We start from the raw sequence: 15,311 nt of genomic DNA, 5'->3' as shown, positions 1-15,311 counted from the left end.
ATTGGTTCAACTAATAATCAGCGGGGGATGAACCACCCCTGCTGATTAAAGTTTCACTTTATAGTTTCACCGAAATAAACAGCTTTATGAAAAAATGTGTTGTTCTATAACAAAAAACTGTTGACTGAATGCTCACTCATTATATAATGGGGATAGGGGATATAATTCAGAAAATTATATATTTTTGAAGATTCAAAAAAGAAAGAGGGCTTACAAAGAGAGGGGTAGCATAAAAATGAATAGCTTACTGATCATTAATTGGCTGGCTGCCATTGCTGTTATTGCTTATGCAGGATATTTGTTTGTATATCTTATACGGACGAGAATGGCCTACATACAATTAGGAAAAAAAATTGAATTTGACCGTCGTTTTAAAGAGCGTTGGGATCTCCTTAAGGTCAATGTTTTCGGTCAAAAAAAGCTGCTGAAAGATAAGAAAAGCGGCATCATTCACGTTATGTTCTTTTACGGATTTATTCTTGTCCAATTTGGAGCAATTGACTTCGTTTGGAAAGGACTCGCACCAGGATCACATCTTCCACTTGGACCACTATACCCTGCATTTACATTCTTCCAGGAAATTGTCACACTTGTTATTTTAATTGCAGTATTTTGGGCTTTTCATAGACGTTATGTAGAAAAGCTTGTTCGTTTAAAACGTAACTTCAAATCAGGTCTTGTTCTTATCTTTATCGGTGGCTTAATGATTTCTGTGCTACTTGGTAACGGTATGGGACTTATATGGCATGGCGAGGAGCTTTCATGGAGTGAACCAATTGCTTCTGCAATCGCTTACGTTTTTAGCGGGATAAATGAAACCGTAGCCATTTCAGTGTTCTATTTTTCTTGGTGGGTGCATTTACTAATTTTGTTAACGTTTTTAGTGTATGTTCCACAATCAAAACATGCGCATTTAATTGCAGGACCAGCTAATGTATTCTTCGGTCGTCTTTCAAACCCAGGGAAGCTTGAAAAGATTGATTTTGAAGATGAAACGCAAGAAACATTTGGTGTTGGTAAAATTGAAGACTTTAGACAAAATCAACTTATTGACTTATACGCTTGTGTAGAGTGTGGCCGTTGTACAAATATGTGTCCGGCAACAGGAACAGGAAAAATGTTATCGCCGATGGACTTAATTTTAAAACTTCGCGATCATTTAACTGATAAAGGAGCTGCGGTAACATCAAAAGCACCGTGGGTTCCAGTAGTTGCCTTCAATAATACACAAGGAAATCAGTTAGCGATGATGGCAGCTGGAAAAGGACAACAAGAATCAGCGTCTACAACGCTCGCTTACGATCCGAGTTTAATCGGAGATGTTATTACAGAAGAAGAGATTTGGGCATGTACAACGTGTCGTAACTGTGAAGATCAATGCCCAGTTATGAATGAGCATGTTGACAAAATTATTGATTTACGTCGATATCTCGTTTTAACAGAAGGAAAAATGGACGCGGAAGCACAACGCGCGATGACAAATATCGAGCGTCAAGGGAATCCGTGGGGTCTGAACCGTAAAGAGCGTGAAACATGGCGCCAAGGTGATGACGAAGTAACAGTTCCAACTGTAAAAGAAAAATCAAAAGCTGGGGAGGAATTCGAGTATTTATTCTGGGTTGGTTCAATGGGATCATACGACAATCGTAGTCAGAAGATTGCGATATCGTTTGCGAAGTTAATGAACGAAGCAGGCATTTCATTCGCAATTCTCGGTAATAAAGAAAAGAATTCTGGAGATACACCACGCCGCCTCGGAAATGAATTTGTATTCCAAGAGATGGCGACAAAGAATATCGAAGAATTTGAAAAGGCAGGAGTGAAGAAAATCGTTACGATTGATCCTCATGCTTATAACACATTTAAAAATGAGTATCCGGACTTTGGCTTGCAAGCAGAAGTCTATCATCATACAGAATTGTTAGCTCAGTGGGTGAAAGAAGGGCGCTTAAAGCCTGTTCACGCTATTGAAGAAACAGTTACGTACCATGATTCCTGTTATTTAGGAAGATACAACGAAGTGTACGAAGCGCCACGTGACATTTTGAAAGCGATTCCTGGAGTGAATCTTGTAGAAATGGCACGTAACCGTGAAACTGGAATGTGCTGTGGCGCAGGTGGTGGCTTAATGTGGATGGAAGAAACAACAGGTTCTCGTATTAACGTTGCTCGTACAGAACAAGCATTAGCTGTACAGCCATCCATTATCGGTACAGGTTGTCCATATTGCTTAACGATGATCAGTGATGGAACGAAAGCGAAAGAGGTAGAAGAGAAAGTTCAAACTCTTGATGTGACAGAGATTTTAGAACGATCTGTTATCGGACAGAAAAAAGAAGCAATGTAGTTTGTAAGAATGTATACAACTTTAGAAAGAGGTGCAATGATTGCACCTCTTCTCAACGTAGGGATACCGAGCGAGCGCTCAGTGTTAAAAAATGAAATGGGGGAAAGAAACATGAGTAAAACAGTTATTTTAAGTGCTGCAAGAACACCAGTTGGAAAATTTGGAGGATCTTTAAAGGATGTAAAAGCGACGGAACTTGGAGGAATTGCAATTAAAGCAGCACTTGAAAGAGCAAATGTTGCGGCTAGTGATGTTGAAGAAGTTATATTTGGAACGGTTATTCAAGGTGGGCAGGGACAAATTCCATCGCGCCAAGCTGCGAGGGCTGCTGGAATCCCTTGGGAAGTGCAGACGGAAACAGTGAATAAAGTTTGTGCATCAGGGCTTCGTGCGGTTACGTTAGCGGATCAGATTATTCGTACTGGCGATCAATCACTGATTGTAGCTGGCGGTATGGAGTCGATGAGTAACAGTCCTTACATTTTACGTGGAGCAAGATGGGGATACAGAATGGGCAACAACGAAGTTATTGATTTAAACGTTGCTGACGGTTTAACATGCGCATTTTCAGGTACACACATGGGCGTTTATGGCGGAGAAGTTGCAAAGGAAGATGGAATTTCTCGCGAAGCGCAAGATGAATGGGCATATCGTAGCCATCAGCGTGCGGTTTCAGCGCATAAAGAAGGGCGTTTTGAAGAGGAAATCGTGCCAGTAACGATTCCGCAAAGAAAAGGCGATCCTATTGTCGTTGCAAAGGATGAGGCGCCACGTGAAGATACAACGATTGAAAAGTTAGCAAAGTTAAAACCTGTATTTGATAAGACAGCGACGGTGACAGCTGGTAATGCGCCGGGACTAAACGATGGTGGTGCCGCACTTGTATTAATGAGCGAAGACAGAGCGAAGCAAGAAGGAAGAAAGCCATTAGCGACAATTTTGGCGCATACAGCAATTGCAGTGGAATCTAAAGATTTCCCAAGAACTCCAGGTTATGCAATTAACGCATTGCTTGAAAAAACAGGAAAGACAATTGAAGACATTGATTTATTCGAGATTAATGAAGCCTTTGCAGCGGTAGCAATTGCAAGTACAGAAATCGCAGGAATTGATCCGGAAAAATTGAATGTAAATGGCGGCGCGGTAGCGATGGGACATCCAATTGGAGCAAGCGGAGCGCGCATTATCGTTACACTAATCCATGCACTTAAGCAGCGCGGCGGTGGAATTGGAATTGCTTCGATTTGTAGCGGTGGCGGTCAAGGGGACGCAGTGATGATTGAAGTTCACTAATTAAAGTTCGAGGGTATAAAATTTATTAACAATTAAGGGGGAAGAAAAATGGGTGTACAAAACATTGTTGTAATTGGTGCAGGGCAAATGGGATCAGGAATTGCACAAGTATGTGCAATGGCAGGATATGACGTGAAGGTACAAGATTTAAAGCAAGAGCAATTAGATAGAGGATTGGCTATCATTACGAAAAACTTAGCACGCCAAGTAGAAAAAGGACGTATGAAGGAAGAAGAGAAGGAAGCCACATTAAATCGTCTTACAGTAACGCTTGATTTAGATTGTGTGAAAGAAGCGGATCTTATTATTGAAGCAGCTGTTGAGAAAATGGATATTAAAAAGAAAATCTTTGCGAATCTAGATGAAATTGCTCCAGAACACGCAATTTTAGCAACGAATACGTCATCTCTGCCAATTACAGAAATTGCAGCGGTAACGAAGCGTCCGGAAAAAGTAATCGGTATGCACTTTATGAATCCAGTTCCAGTTATGAAGCTTGTTGAGATTATTCGTGGTTTGGCTACCGATGATGCGGTATATGAAGCAATTGAAGATATTACGAAAAAAATTGGGAAAGTACCAGTTGAAGTGAATGATTTCCCAGGTTTTGTATCAAATCGTATTTTGCTACCGATGATTAACGAAGCAATTTATACGTTATATGAAGGTGTAGCGACGAAAGAAGCAATTGATGAAGTCATGAAGCTTGGTATGAACCATCCGATGGGGCCTTTGACACTCGCCGATTTTATCGGTTTAGATACGTGTTTATACATTATGGAAGTGTTGCATGAAGGATTAGGAGATAGTAAATATCGCCCATGTCCGTTATTACGTAAGTATGTGAATGCAGGATGGTTAGGGCGTAAAACAGGTCGTGGATTCTACGTTTACGAATAAATGCCCCCTTTGTTACAACATAGTGGTCTTACCAAATTATTTAAAGGATATATAGCAAATGGAGGCGGAATATATGAACTTTCGTTTTAATGAAGAGCAGCAAATGATGAGGAAAATGGTTCGGGATTTTGCACAGAAGGAAATAGCTCCCTTTGTTCCTAGTATGGAACAAGGGGTGTTCCCGAAAGAGATTTTGCAAAAGATGGGTGAGCTTGGATTAATGGGTATTCCAGCGCCTGCAAAATACGGTGGGGCAGAAATGGACTTTATATCTTACATTCTAGCAATTGAGGAAATCTCAAAGGTAAGTGCAACAGTTGGTGTAATTTTAGCTGTACATACGTCAGTTGGAATGAATCCGATTTTATATTTCGGAACAGAAGAACAGAAGAAAAAATATGTTTCTAAACTTGCAACTGGGGAATATTTAGGTGCATTTGCTTTAACAGAGCCAAATGCAGGATCAGATGCAGGGAGTTTGAAATCAAGAGCTGTGAAAAAAGGTGATCATTATATTATTAATGGATCGAAAGTGTTTATTACAAATGGTGGTGAAGCAAGTACATACATTGTATTCGCTTCTACAAATCCAGAGGCAGGAAAAAGTGGTATTTCTGCATTTATAGTAGAGAAAGATACACCTGGTTTAATCATCGGAAAAGATGAACATAAGATGGGACTTCTCGGTTCTCGTACAGTACAACTTACTTTTGAAGATATGAAAGTGCCAGCTGAGAATTTACTTGGGGAAGAAGGACAAGGATTTAAGGTGGCGATGGCGAATTTAGATGTTGGGCGAATTGGAATCGGTGCGCAGGCGTTAGGAATTGCTGAAGCGGCGCTTGGCTGTGCAATTGATTATGCAAAAGAAAGAGAGCAATTCGGGAAGCCAATTGCGGCGCAGCAAGGGATTGGCTTCAAGCTTGCAGATATGGCAACCAGTGTCGAAGCAGCAAGGTTACTCGTATATAGAGCGGCATCTCTTAGGGCACAGGGATTACCATGCGGTAAAGAAGCATCTATTGCGAAATTATTTGCTTCTAAGACAGCGGTTGAAGTCGCGATTGAGGCGGTGCAAGTGTTTGGTGGTTACGGTTATACGAAAGACTATCCAGTAGAACGATTTTTCCGTGATGCGAAAATCACGCAAATATATGAAGGAACAAGTGAAATACAGAAACTTGTTATTAGCCGTGCTTTATAAAAGGGCGAGGGGGAGACGGAGATGCATTTTAAACTATCAGAAGAACATGAAATGATAAGAAAAATGGTTCGAGATTTTGCTAAAAATGAAGTGGCACCAACAGCAACTGAGCGTGATGAGGAAGAGCGATTTGATCGAGAATTATTTGATCAAATGGCAGAGCTTGGTTTAACCGGTATTCCGTGGCCTGAAGAGTACGGTGGAATTGGAAGCGATTACTTAGCGTACGTAATCGCTATTGAAGAATTATCCCGCGTTTGTGCTTCAACAGGCGTAACACTGTCCGCGCATACTTCACTTGCGGGATGGCCAATTTTTAAATTTGGGACGGAAGAGCAAAAGCAAAAGTTTTTACGACCGATGGCTGAAGGAAAGAAAATTGGTGCATACGGCTTAACTGAGCCAGGATCTGGATCGGATGCTGGTGGAATGAAGACAATCGCAAAGAGAGATGGAGACCATTATATTTTAAATGGATCAAAAATTTTCATTACAAATGGCGGTATTGCTGATATTTATGTTGTTTTTGCGCTAACTGATCCTGAATCAAAGCAGCGCGGTACGAGTGCATTTATTGTAGAAAGTGATACACCGGGATTTTCAGTTGGGAAGAAGGAGAGCAAGCTAGGGATTCGCTCTTCACCAACGACTGAAATTATGTTTGAAGATTGCCGTATTCCTGTAGAGAATCTACTTGGAGAAGAGGGGCAAGGGTTTAAAGTTGCGATGCAAACATTAGATGGAGGTCGTAACGGTATTGCGGCGCAAGCTGTTGGTATTGCACAAGGGGCTTTAGATGCTTCTGTAGAATATGCAAGGGAGCGCCATCAATTTGGAAAACCAATTGCGGCGCAGCAAGGGATTGGCTTTAAACTTGCGGATATGGCAACAGATGTAGAAGCGGCACGCCTTTTAACATATCAAGCGGCTTGGCTTGAATCAGAAGGGCTTCCGTATGGAAAAGAGTCAGCGATGTCAAAAGTATTTGCAGGAGATACAGCGATGAGGGTGACGACTGAAGCGGTGCAAGTATTTGGTGGTTACGGTTATACGAAAGATTATCCAGTAGAGCGTTATATGCGAGATGCAAAAATTACACAAATATATGAAGGAACACAAGAGATTCAGAGGCTTGTAATTTCTCGTATGTTAACGAAGTAGGAACGAAAGCGTAGGTATTTTCCTACGCTTTTTCCTTCCAAAAAATAATAGAGAGAGGTGAAGGGAATGGTTAAACATAATGTACATGCATCGGTGAAAGATGAAAAATTAGTTGCGTTAAGACGTGAGCAAATGATTAAAGGTGCGGTGCAACTGTTTAAACAAAAAGGATTTCCGCGTACAACAACGAGAGAAATTGCAAAAGCGGCTGGATTTAGTATAGGGACACTTTATGAGTACATTCGTACAAAAGATGATGTTTTGTATTTAGTTTGTGATAGTATTTATGAACATGTAAAAGAAAGATTAGAGGAAGTAGTTTGTACAGAAAAAGGGAGTGTAGAAAGTTTAAAGATAGCAATAACGAATTATTTTAAAGTGATGGATGAATTACAGGAAGAAGTATTGATAATGTATCAAGAGGTACGCTTTTTACCGAAAGAATCACTTCCGTATGTATTAGAAAAGGAGTTTCAAATGGTAGGAATGTTCGAGAATATTTTAGAACAGTGTACGGAAAATGGAACATTTACATTAAATAAAAAAGAAATACAGCTTCTTGCCCATAATATTTTTATACAAGGACAGATGTGGGGATTTAGACGCTGGGCGCTGCAAAAACTGTATACGCTCGAAGAATATACAGAAATGCAAATTAGGTATGTATTGCAAGGGGCCCATATGCTTCCGAAATAAGGAACAGACAAATTATAATTTTACTACCCTATAAAAGTTTCCCGTTTTTTTTTGTAGCATATTTGTGCGACTTTTGTTTATAATGAATAGTATGGATTTTTTTAAGCAGGCCGTTATATATAAGGTTATATTTGATGAAAGGAAGTGCCGCATAAGTGGATTTTAAGCAATATTCACCAGAAGAGCTAAAAGAATGTTCAATGATTGAAGTTGTACATAGCGTTTTAGGGGATAAAAAACAAGCAACGACATTCAACGAGTTGGTTCAAGAAATCGCTCAAGTGCTGGGACTATCTCAAGAGCAAGTTAATGCGAAAATCGCACAATTTTATACAGACTTAAACATTGATGGACGTTTCATTAATTTAGGAGAAAATCGTTGGGGGCTACGCAGCTGGTACCCATACGAGCAAATTGATGAAGAAATCTTGCCTCAACCAAAACCGAAGAAGAAACGTAAAGTTGAAGAAGACGGTTTTGACGACTACATTGAAGAAGATGAAGATGACTTCGACGATGCAGACGTAAGTGAAGACGAAGATGATGATGTAGAAGATTTGGACAAGGTTCTTGAAGAAGAAGACGGAGATGACGACGATCTTGATGATTTAGACGAAGATGACGACGACTTCGCTGAAGAAGAACTTGAGTATGACGAAACTGAAGAAGAAGAAGAGGAAGAACTGTAGTTCTTGACTTTTCATTATCGTCCATGTAGAATCATTTTTGGGCTCTTTAAAAAAGGACGATAATACTTTTAAAGTGTAAATATAAAAGAAAATTGCTCCCTACTTATTACTTTTTGTGATGAGGGGAGCAATTTTCTTTTTTGTTTTTTGTTTAGAAAATAAAAAGAGTCTAACAATAAGATGGATACAGTGTTATCTACATACGTTGCGCTTTGCAACGGTGATTATATAACAGCAAAATAGAAGGGAGCTTTTTCATGACTAAGTATATTTTTGTAACAGGCGGTGTAGTATCGTCTTTAGGAAAAGGTATTACAGCAGCATCTCTTGGAAGACTTTTAAAAAATCGTGGTTTAAACGTAACGATTCAAAAGTTTGATCCATACATTAACGTAGACCCAGGGACTATGAGCCCATATCAACACGGTGAGGTATTCGTAACAGATGATGGCGCAGAAACTGACTTAGACCTTGGTCACTATGAGCGTTTCATCGACATTAACTTAAACAAATACAGCAACGTAACAACAGGTAAAATTTACTCTTCAGTTCTTCAAAAAGAGCGTCGCGGTGAATATTTAGGAGGAACAGTTCAAGTTATTCCTCACATTACTAACGAAATTAAAGAACGCGTATATCGTTCTGGTCGTGAAACAAATGCGGATGTTGTTATTACAGAAATCGGTGGAACTGTTGGTGACATCGAGTCTCTACCATTCTTAGAAGCAATCCGTCAAATTAAGAGCGACATCGGTCGTGACAATGTAATGTACATTCACTGTACGTTAATCCCGTACTTAAAAGCAGCGGGTGAAATGAAGACAAAACCAACACAACATAGTGTTAAAGAACTTCGTAGCTTAGGTATTCAACCAAACATTATCGTTGTTCGTACAGAAATGCCTGTTTCTCAAGATATGAAAGACAAGCTTGCATTATTCTGTGACATCGATACAAAAGCGGTTATCGAAGCTCGCGATGCAGATACTTTATATGCGGTCCCATTATCTCTTCAAGAACAAAACATGGACCAAATCGTTTGTGACCACTTAAAATTAGACAATCCAGCTGCAGATATGACAGAGTGGACTGCTCTAGTTAACAAAGTGCGTAATCTTTCTAAGAAAACAAAAATCGCTCTTGTTGGTAAATATGTAGAACTTCAAGATGCTTATATTTCTGTTGTAGAAGCACTTCGTCATGCTGGTTACTCATTCGACACAGATGTAGAAGTAAAATGGGTAAATGCTGAGCACGTAACAGCAGAAAACGTAAAAGAATTAGTTGGCGATACAGATGGTATCCTTGTACCAGGTGGCTTCGGCGATCGTGGTGTAGAAGGTAAAATCGTTGCGATTCAATATGCTCGTGAAAACAAAGTTCCATTCTTAGGAATTTGCTTAGGTATGCAACTTGCATCGATCGAATTTGCACGTAATGTATTAGGTTTAGAAGGTGCTAACTCTTCTGAAATCAACCCTGACACACCATATGCAATCATCGACTTATTACCAGAACAAAAAGATGTAGAGGACCTAGGTGGTACACTTCGTCTTGGTCTATACCCATGTAAGCTTGCTGAAGAAACAAATGCTTACAATGCTTATAATGAGCCGGTTGTATATGAACGTCATCGTCATCGTTATGAGTTCAACAACCAGTTCCGTCCGGATATGGAAAAAGAAGGATTTGTATTCTCTGGTACAAGCCCAGACGGTCGTCTAGTTGAAATCATTGAATTAAAAGATCATCCTTGGTTCGTGGCAGCACAGTTCCACCCAGAACTTGTTTCTCGTCCAAACCGTCCACAACCATTGTTCCATGACTTCGTAAGAGCTTCTATTACGAATAAAGAGAGCAAGTAATAAAAAAAGCGCCTGAAATAAGGCGCTTTTTTTAATATTCATTTAAAATTTCATCGATTGTAAATTTAATCCCGTGATAAGCAAATAAAGCTACTATTAAACTTGGGAATCCGTAGCGATTACCTTCATCGTCTGGAATAAGACCTTTTAACAGTTTTGTATCAATATGTACGTCTGTATATCGTTCCAGTGATTCTGTACCTTCTTGAAGAGCAGAAATGCCCACAATAGAGTGTCCCTCTTCTTGTAGTTTTTTTGCAATTTCTACAACCGCTTCATCTGTTGAAAAACGGCTAATAAGAAGTACACGATCCGCAGAGGTTACTTCTGCTTCTTTACCATTTTCAAATAAGCGTTTTGCTTGCTTCATTGGTTCAGCACCGAATAGTGCCTCGGCAACAACGCCCTCCATTTCATTTGTACCATGTAAATAAATGAAACCATCGCCAACTAGTGCTTGAGCAAGTAAACGAGCGCTATCTTCTATATTCATTTCTTCTTTTTGAGAAACTCTGGAGAAATAACCACTTAATTGAGTTGAAAAAATTTTTAACATAATGTTACTCCCTTCGTACGTGTTTGCCGGCTTTCATTATAATTTATTTTTTTAGAAAGGTGAAATCGTAGGGTAGCATAACAAAATAGGAAACGGTAAAATAAGAAAGAATAGGAAGGAATTTGCCAAAGAATAGCGAAATTAAATCGTTAAGATATAAGAAGCTTTAAATCTTGTACTTACACAGAAAGGTTGGGAATTATGGAAGGTAAAATTTTAATCGTTGATGATCAATATGGGATTCGTGTGTTATTACATGAAGTGTTCCAAAAAGAAGGTTATCAGACATTCCAAGCAGCGAATGGATTTCAAGCTTTAGATATCGTGAAAAAAGATAATCCAGATTTAGTAGTGTTAGATATGAAAATTCCAGGCATGGATGGTATAGAGATTTTAAAGCATGTAAAAGAAATTGATGAGAGTATTAAAGTAATTTTAATGACTGCTTATGGAGAGCTTGATATGATCCAAGAAGCAAAAGATTTAGGAGCTTTAATGCATTTTGCTAAACCATTTGATATTGATGAAATTCGTCAAGCTGTGAGAAATGAGCTCGCTGTAGAGGCGTAAAAATGAATTTTTTATAAAAAATATGGAAAAAAGCGTTTACATGGACTATTGTGCAGGTGAATACGGTTGAGTTTTTGAGTACAAGTTGTTATCCTATTGAGTGTAGAAAAAAGTCCGGTATGTAGATATACATATTTTACCTTATTCTGGTCATACTACCAGCGATAAGAACTTATCGGATACAAAAAACGTTTTTTAGGAGGATTCACCATGCCTTTAGTTTCTATGAAAGAAATGCTAAACAAAGCACTAGAAGGAAAATACGCAGTTGGTCAATTCAACATGAACAACTTAGAGTGGACTCAAGCTATCTTAGCTGCTGCGGAAGAAGAAAAATCTCCTGTAATCCTAGGTGTATCTGAGGGTGCAGCTCGTCATATGACTGGTTTCAAAACAGTTGTAGCTATGGTTAAAGCTTTAATCGAAGAAATGAACATCACTGTTCCTGTAGCGATTCACCTTGACCATGGTTCAAGCTTCGAAAAATGTAAAGAAGCAATTGATGCAGGTTTCACATCTGTAATGATCGACGCTTCTCACCACCCATTCGAAGAAAACGTTGAAACTACTAAACAAGTAGTAGAATACGCACACGCTCGTAACGTATCTGTTGAAGCTGAGCTTGGAACAGTTGGTGGACAAGAAGACGACGTAATCGCTGAAGGCGTAATTTACGCTGACCCAGCAGAGTGTAAGCACCTTGTTGAAGCAACAGGTATCGATTGCCTAGCTCCAGCTTTAGGTTCTGTACACGGTCCTTACAAAGGTGAGCCTAACTTAGGATTCGCTGAAATGGAACAAGTTCGTGACTTCACTGGCGTACCTTTAGTATTACATGGTGGTACTGGTATCCCAACTGCTGATATCGAAAAAGCTATCTCTTTAGGTACTTCAAAAATCAACGTAAACACTGAGAACCAAATCGAGTTTACAAAAGCTGTTCGTGAAGTATTAAACAAAGACCAAGAAGTTTACGATCCTCGTAAATTTATCGGACCTGGCCGCGACGCTATCAAAGCAACTGTTATTGGTAAAATTCGCGAATTCGGTTCTAACGGTAAAGCGTAAGAATAAAATTCCGTTTTGGAAACCGTCTAGTCTTTTAGACGGTTTCCTTTCGTTGTATAATGAAAGCGTGAACAAGTCTAAAGATTTTATCATTTTTGGTTTTTAAATAGAAAATAATGTGCATAGTCCTATTAATAAATGTGATAACGTATCTAAATTGATAAAGTGAATTCGATGAATAGTTGATCTTTATCTATTCGTGCTACAGGAGAAATGAAGATAATGGTTTCCTATTTATTGAGTTTTGGGATGGAAAGAGTAATTGAGATTCTTAAGGGGAGCTTTCTATAAAAAGATAGAAAGTAAATACATTCACAAGAAGGGAGCTCAATATGGAAAAATTGCTAATTGAAGGCGGAAGAGCTTTAAATGGAACAATTCGAGTAAGTGGTGCAAAGAACAGTGCCGTTGCATTAATTCCAGCGACAATTTTAGCAGATACTCCAGTAACTATTGGTGGTGTCCCTAATATTTCGGACGTGAAAATGTTAGGAGACTTACTAGAGGAAATTGGAGGGAAAGTAACTTATGGACAGGAGGAAGAGATGGTAGTCGATCCTTCTAACATGGTTGCAATGCCTTTGCCAAATGGAAAAGTGAAAAAATTGCGCGCTTCTTATTATTTAATGGGTGCAATGCTTGGCCGTTTTAAAAAAGCTGTTATTGGGCTTCCGGGTGGATGTCATTTAGGACCGAGGCCGATTGATCAGCATATTAAAGGGTTTGAAGCGCTAGGTGCACATGTTACGAATGAACAAGGTGCCATCTATTTAAGAGCAGATGAGCTACGCGGGGCACGTATTTATTTAGATGTTGTTAGTGTAGGAGCTACGATTAATATTATGCTAGCAGCTGTACGAGCGAAAGGTAGAACTGTTATTGAAAATGCAGCGAAAGAGCCTGAGATCATTGATGTAGCTACATTGTTAACAAGCATGGGAGCACGTATTAAAGGTGCTGGTACTGACGTAATCCGAATAGATGGTGTTGACTCTTTACATGGTTGTCACCATACTATCATCCCAGATCGTATTGAAGCTGGTACGTATATGATTCTAGGAGCTGCATCAGGAGGAGAAGTAACGGTTGATAACGTTATTCCTCAGCATTTAGAATCAGTTACTGCAAAGCTAAGAGAAGCTGGTGTTCAAGTTGAAACGAACGATGATCAAATTACGGTGAACGGTAATAGAAAGTTAAAAGTAGTTGATATCAAAACGCTTGTATATCCAGGTTTTCCAACGGATTTACAACAGCCGTTTACGACGCTTTTAACAAAGGCACACGGGACGGGAGTTGTAACAGATACAATTTACGGTGCCCGTTTCAAACACATTGATGAATTACGTCGTATGAATGCTCAAATTAAAGTAGAGGGTCGTTCGGCAATTGTAACTGGTCCTGTGTTACTGCAAGGTGCAAAAGTGAAGGCGAGTGATTTACGAGCAGGAGCGGCACTTGTTATTGCAGGGTTAATGGCAGATGGAATTACAGAAGTAACAGGACTTGAGCATATTGATCGAGGTTATGAGAATATAGTGGACAAGCTTAAAGGGCTTGGTGCAAACATTTGGCGAGAACAAATGACAAAGCAAGAAATTGAAGAAATGAAGAACGCATAAGTGATACTTCCGCAAGGGGGAAGCGAAGCATCACTACTTGCGGAAGTACACTTTATAGAAAAACACGGTTCACAAAATACGGCAGAAATATAAAGGCTTAAAGGAGAGGGATTATCGTGGAAAGAAGTTTATCTATGGAGTTAGTACGTGTAACAGAGGCTGCAGCTTTATCATCAGCGCGTTGGATGGGGCGCGGGAAAAAGGATGAGGCAGACGGTGCAGCAACATCAGCTATGCGTGATGTATTTGATACAATTCCGATGAAAGGTACAGTTGTAATTGGTGAAGGTGAGATGGATGAAGCACCAATGCTATATATCGGAGAGAAATTAGGTACAGGATATGGACCACGTGTAGACGTTGCGGTTGATCCTTTAGAAGGGACAAACATCGTAGCAGCTGGTGGCTGGAATGCTCTTGCTGTCATTGCAATTGCAGACCACGGTAATTTGTTACATGCCCCTGACATGTACATGGATAAAATCGCGGTTGGCCCAGAAGCAGTTGGGGCGGTCGACATTGATGCGCCTATTATTGATAACTTACGTGCAGTTGCGAAAGCGAAAAATAAAGATATTGAAGATGTTGTAGCGACAGTTTTAAATCGTCCACGTCATCAAGAAATTATTGAAGAAATTCGTAAAGCTGGTGCGCGCATTAAATTGATTAATGATGGAGATGTAGCTGGAGCGATTAATACAGCGTTTGATCGTACAGGTGTAGATATTTTATTTGGATCTGGTGGAGCACCTGAAGGTGTATTAGCAGCAGTTGCTTTAAAATGTTTAGGTGGAGAAATTCACGGAAAACTATTGCCACAAAACGAAGCTGAATTAGCACGTTGTAAAAAAATGGGCATAGAAGACATTAATCGTATCCTTCGCATGGAGGACTTAGTAAAAGGTGACGATGCAATCTTTGCAGCAACAGGCGTAACAGATGGAGAACTATTACGCGGTGTTCAATTTAAAGGTAGCGTAGGAACAACGCAATCCCTTGTTATGCGCGCAAAATCAGGCACAGTTCGCTTCGTAGATGGTCGTCATAGCTTAAATAAAAAACCAAACTTGGTTATTAAATAAAAAGCGTAAGCAGCTCCTTCAGAAAGGTTAAAATGGTCGATCTTTCTAACTATCGGAGCTGGAACTAAATTAAATAAGAAGCGAAGACAAATTTTCTTGTCTTCGCTTCTTGTATTTGTGTTCCAACGTATTGATTAAAACTAGATAAAAGGGTTACAATAGTGAATATTACCCTACTTGAACTTATTGCCTTTCATTATTAATTATTTGCCTTCCGTATTTTTTCCCTTTACCCATGAAAAAAGAGAATAACGTTAA

The 15,311-nt window shown here is 39.4% G+C and carries 13 protein-coding genes; 12 read left to right on the top strand and 1 reads right to left on the bottom strand.

Annotation, left to right across the window (positions count from 1 at the left end; all coding sequences use genetic code 11):
* Positions 1–235: 235 nt before the first annotated feature.
* From ACTL4X_RS26890 to pyrG, 8 genes are all read left to right on the top strand, one after another.
* Positions 236–2,347 (top strand): heterodisulfide reductase-related iron-sulfur binding cluster, encoded by a 2,112-nt coding sequence (locus ACTL4X_RS26890; protein ID WP_001086776.1) that lies wholly within the window; start codon positions 236–238, stop codon positions 2,345–2,347.
* 9 nt (positions 2,348–2,356) lie between these two features.
* The gene (locus tag ACTL4X_RS26885; RefSeq protein ID WP_002026635.1) at positions 2,357–3,640 is read left to right on the top strand and encodes an acetyl-CoA C-acetyltransferase; all 1,284 of its coding nucleotides are present in this window, start codon (positions 2,357–2,359) and stop codon (positions 3,638–3,640) included.
* Between the two features lie 48 nt (positions 3,641–3,688).
* The gene (locus ACTL4X_RS26880) at positions 3,689–4,540 is read left to right on the top strand and encodes a 3-hydroxybutyryl-CoA dehydrogenase (protein ID WP_000538874.1); all 852 of its coding nucleotides are present in this window, start codon (positions 3,689–3,691) and stop codon (positions 4,538–4,540) included.
* 73 nt (positions 4,541–4,613) lie between these two features.
* Positions 4,614–5,744, top strand: a complete 1,131-nt coding sequence (locus ACTL4X_RS26875) for an acyl-CoA dehydrogenase (protein ID WP_001011179.1) — start codon at positions 4,614–4,616, stop codon at positions 5,742–5,744.
* A gap of 21 nt (positions 5,745–5,765) precedes the next feature.
* Positions 5,766–6,905: an acyl-CoA dehydrogenase AcdA gene (gene acdA, locus ACTL4X_RS26870; protein WP_098770812.1), complete on the top strand. Its 1,140-nt coding sequence runs from the start codon at positions 5,766–5,768 to the stop codon at positions 6,903–6,905.
* A gap of 66 nt (positions 6,906–6,971) precedes the next feature.
* Complete coding sequence (locus ACTL4X_RS26865; RefSeq protein WP_000238605.1) at positions 6,972–7,601, top strand: TetR/AcrR family transcriptional regulator; 630 nt, start codon at positions 6,972–6,974, stop codon at positions 7,599–7,601.
* 155 nt (positions 7,602–7,756) lie between these two features.
* Complete coding sequence (gene rpoE, locus ACTL4X_RS26860) at positions 7,757–8,290, top strand: DNA-directed RNA polymerase subunit delta (RefSeq protein WP_000346279.1); 534 nt, start codon at positions 7,757–7,759, stop codon at positions 8,288–8,290.
* A gap of 257 nt (positions 8,291–8,547) precedes the next feature.
* On the top strand, positions 8,548–10,155 hold the full coding sequence (pyrG, locus tag ACTL4X_RS26855) for a CTP synthase (protein WP_000170460.1): 1,608 nt from the start codon (positions 8,548–8,550) through the stop codon (positions 10,153–10,155).
* A 31-nt stretch (positions 10,156–10,186) separates the two neighbouring features.
* Here pyrG and ACTL4X_RS26850 read toward each other — a convergent pair whose 3' ends face one another.
* A complete protein-coding gene (locus ACTL4X_RS26850; RefSeq protein WP_137396979.1) occupies positions 10,187–10,711 on the bottom strand; it encodes a DUF2529 domain-containing protein in 525 nt (174 codons plus the stop codon).
* A 201-nt stretch (positions 10,712–10,912) separates the two neighbouring features.
* Here ACTL4X_RS26850 and spo0F point away from each other — a divergent pair, with 201 nt between their 5' ends.
* From spo0F to glpX, 4 genes are all read left to right on the top strand, one after another.
* Positions 10,913–11,281 carry a sporulation initiation phosphotransferase Spo0F gene (gene spo0F / locus ACTL4X_RS26845; protein WP_000398594.1) on the top strand — a complete coding sequence of 123 codons (369 nt, stop codon included), beginning with the start codon at positions 10,913–10,915 and terminating at the stop codon, positions 11,279–11,281.
* A 210-nt stretch (positions 11,282–11,491) separates the two neighbouring features.
* Positions 11,492–12,349: a class II fructose-bisphosphate aldolase gene (locus ACTL4X_RS26840; protein ID WP_001131855.1), complete on the top strand. Its 858-nt coding sequence runs from the start codon at positions 11,492–11,494 to the stop codon at positions 12,347–12,349.
* Positions 12,350–12,681: 332 nt separating this feature from the next.
* Positions 12,682–13,971 (top strand): UDP-N-acetylglucosamine 1-carboxyvinyltransferase, encoded by a 1,290-nt coding sequence (gene murA / locus ACTL4X_RS26835; RefSeq protein WP_000413254.1) that lies wholly within the window; start codon positions 12,682–12,684, stop codon positions 13,969–13,971.
* 116 nt (positions 13,972–14,087) lie between these two features.
* Positions 14,088–15,053 (top strand): class II fructose-bisphosphatase, encoded by a 966-nt coding sequence (glpX, locus tag ACTL4X_RS26830; protein WP_000442340.1) that lies wholly within the window; start codon positions 14,088–14,090, stop codon positions 15,051–15,053.
* The last annotated feature ends 258 nt before the right edge of the window (positions 15,054–15,311 follow it).

It is taken from the genome of Bacillus sp. RE35, assembly GCF_052146655.1.
Classification (GTDB): domain Bacteria; phylum Bacillota; class Bacilli; order Bacillales; family Bacillaceae_G; genus Bacillus_A; species Bacillus_A cereus.
The sequence above is the reverse complement of the archived record's forward strand: the minus strand, read 5'-3'. Positions and strand labels throughout refer to the sequence as shown.

Bases quoted from the DNA above. Each gene is read 5' to 3' on its own strand.
- ACTL4X_RS26890 (WP_001086776.1), top strand. From the start codon at position 236: ATGAATAGCTTACTGATCATTAATTGGCTGGCTGCCATTGCTGTTATT.
- ACTL4X_RS26885 (WP_002026635.1), top strand. From the start codon at position 2,357: ATGTATACAACTTTAGAAAGAGGTGCAATGATTGCACCTCTTCTCAAC.
- ACTL4X_RS26880 (WP_000538874.1), top strand. From the start codon at position 3,689: ATGGGTGTACAAAACATTGTTGTAATTGGTGCAGGGCAAATGGGATCA.
- ACTL4X_RS26875 (WP_001011179.1), top strand. From the start codon at position 4,614: ATGAACTTTCGTTTTAATGAAGAGCAGCAAATGATGAGGAAAATGGTT.
- acdA (WP_098770812.1), top strand. From the start codon at position 5,766: ATGCATTTTAAACTATCAGAAGAACATGAAATGATAAGAAAAATGGTT.
- ACTL4X_RS26865 (WP_000238605.1), top strand. From the start codon at position 6,972: ATGGTTAAACATAATGTACATGCATCGGTGAAAGATGAAAAATTAGTT.
- pyrG (WP_000170460.1), top strand. From the start codon at position 8,548: ATGACTAAGTATATTTTTGTAACAGGCGGTGTAGTATCGTCTTTAGGA.
- ACTL4X_RS26850 (WP_137396979.1), bottom strand. From the start codon at position 10,711: ATGTTAAAAATTTTTTCAACTCAATTAAGTGGTTATTTCTCCAGAGTT.
- spo0F (WP_000398594.1), top strand. From the start codon at position 10,913: ATGGAAGGTAAAATTTTAATCGTTGATGATCAATATGGGATTCGTGTG.
- ACTL4X_RS26840 (WP_001131855.1), top strand. From the start codon at position 11,492: ATGCCTTTAGTTTCTATGAAAGAAATGCTAAACAAAGCACTAGAAGGA.
- murA (WP_000413254.1), top strand. From the start codon at position 12,682: ATGGAAAAATTGCTAATTGAAGGCGGAAGAGCTTTAAATGGAACAATT.